General features: G+C 70.6%; 1 protein-coding gene. It reads right to left on the reverse strand.

The genetic code is table 11. The features are described 5' to 3' along the window. Window positions 1-132: 132 nt before the first annotated feature. A partial coding sequence (locus H036_RS0121270) for a hypothetical protein (protein ID WP_017936831.1) occupies window positions 133-1065 on the reverse strand: 933 nt, incomplete at its 5' end.

Below are 1065 nucleotides of genomic sequence, written 5' to 3' on the forward strand. Positions count from 1 at the left end.
ACGATCTCCTCGACGAGTCCCTGGAGGGAGGCCAGGCAGCGGCCGATGACGGCCTCTTCGTCGCGCACGATCATCGCCACCGAGATCGGATAGCGCCGTCGCGACATCGTGCGCGCTCCCATCGAGGCAGCCTCAGGCACTGGCAGCCACGAGCTGCTCCCCGTGCGCGATGCGACGGTAGCGCTCGGCCTCGGCGGAGCGGCCGAGGGTCTCGTAGTCGTTGACCAGCAGCCGGGCCGCCAGGACGGTGGCGCGGGAGCCCAGGACGCCGGTGTACTCCTGGCGGTCACCCATCTCCACCGCCTGCGTCCACAGCCCCGTCGAGGCCGCGGCGAGCTCCTCGGCACGCTCCGGCTCGCTCCACCGCAGGCTCAGTGCGAGCTTGCGTACGGCGAGGCCGAAGGCGTAGAAGAAGTCCGAGGAGTCCGGCCAGGCGCGGGCCTCGATCTCGCCGACCTGGACCGCCTCCTCGAGCCGGTCCAGCTGGATCAGGGTCAGCACCAGCCGCATCGAGACGCGGTGCCACCACGGTGCCTTGACCGGTGCGTCCGGCCCGGGGTTCTCGGGGTGGAGCAGGTTGTAGGCCTGGATGAGGTGGGTGATCGCGTCGGCGTACATGTCGCGGGTGAAGAACTCCGCGGCGAGCTGGTACCAGAGGTAGGCGTTGCTCGGATCGTCCTCGAGCGAGGCGATGAGGATGTCGACGTTGCGACCCTCCTTGCGCGCCTTCGCCTCGTCGGTGTAGCCGTCGTGGCCGACCAGCAGGCCCAGCCGGACGCCCCGGATCTCCGGGGTGGCCTGCTCGTGGACCCGGCCGGTGAACGTGACGTGCCGCGGCACGAGCCGGATGATGGGCGTCGGGACGACGTCGTCGTTGAGGGTGCCGTCGGCCCGTGCCTGGAGCATGTCGATGCTGCCGGCGAAGTTCGGCAGCCGCTGGCCGATGTCGTCGAAGAGCGCGGCGGCCTGCTCGCGGTCGGCGATCCATTCGTCGGCGTCGATGCAGAGCCGCCAGGGGTGGGTGGTCTGTTCGAGGGAGTAGGCGCGGGCGGCGCCGAAGTCGTC

Source organism: Nocardioides sp. Iso805N, from assembly GCF_000364605.1.
GTDB lineage: Bacteria > Actinomycetota > Actinomycetes > Propionibacteriales > Nocardioidaceae > Nocardioides.